General features: G+C 40.0%; 2 protein-coding genes. One reads left to right on the forward strand and one right to left on the reverse strand.

Features of this window, described 5'->3' with window-relative positions; all coding sequences use genetic code 11:
- On the forward strand, window positions 1-437 hold a 437-nt coding region (locus tag DWZ56_RS22835; RefSeq protein WP_199679635.1), incomplete at its 5' end, for a hypothetical protein.
- A gap of 5 nt (window positions 438-442) precedes the next feature.
- Here the strand turns inward: DWZ56_RS22835 and DWZ56_RS22840 are convergent.
- A partial coding sequence (locus DWZ56_RS22840; RefSeq protein ID WP_158584704.1) for a hypothetical protein occupies window positions 443-879 on the reverse strand: 437 nt, incomplete at its 5' end.

An 879-nucleotide genomic window follows, 5' to 3' on the forward strand; every position in this document is an offset into this window, starting at 1 on the left:
ATACGGATATTACCAGTCTACAAACGTCTTTTTCAGAAGCCAGAGCTGATTTAATTTCAGCCCTGGCTACGAAGGGGATAATTGTTCCAGAGGATTCAGCATTTGAGACAGCTATTGCTGCTATAGGTGATATATTAACTGCAAAGGCTGAAATAAAATCGATTAATAGTTCGGTTGCTCCGATTAGTGTCAATCATACACTTGGTGTTAAACCTAATTTTATCGCCTATACTGGCACCACTACGAATAAAAAGATAAATTTGCGCGGAATTTACGTCAAGTATAAAGGAAATACCATTGATGCACATTATGATTCTTATTATAATCAGTGTAAAGCGGGCTATAATAGCATCACAAATTCTATTGTCAAATTTAACACTATATATGATGATTGGGTTACCGGAACTATGATTTTAGCTTATGTGCCAGATAACTAAGGTTATTATACCTTTTCTGCCCAGATTGCTACCGGTGTAATGTATATAGTAGTACCCTGCGAATATTGATTGCCTGTCCTGTACAGATAGGTCTTCAGCGTATTACCACTACGTGTTAGAGCAAGTCCTATAGGATCAGTTGTGGCGGCAGCACCGCCAGAATCAAGTTTAACTTGCGGATTAGTCACGTAAAACACTGCGCCCTTTGCAACGTAGGATGTTACATCCCATGTTGGGTCTGGAGTGTTCCAGTGCAGATTTCTGCTTTTCGTGGCCAACATAGCAGTCTTTATCGTGAAACTCGATGATATATTATTGATATTATCAGCCATAACCGAAAAGGATGCATCCGCTGCCGTTGTAACACCTTTGTCAGTAATGGCGGCTGCGACCAAAGATTTCCCATCACTGACAGATTGAAAACACGCTGCAATATCCGTAT

Origin of the sequence: Lachnotalea sp. AF33-28, from assembly GCF_003477885.1 — a bacterium.
Taxonomy (GTDB): domain Bacteria; phylum Bacillota; class Clostridia; order Lachnospirales; family Lachnospiraceae; genus AF33-28.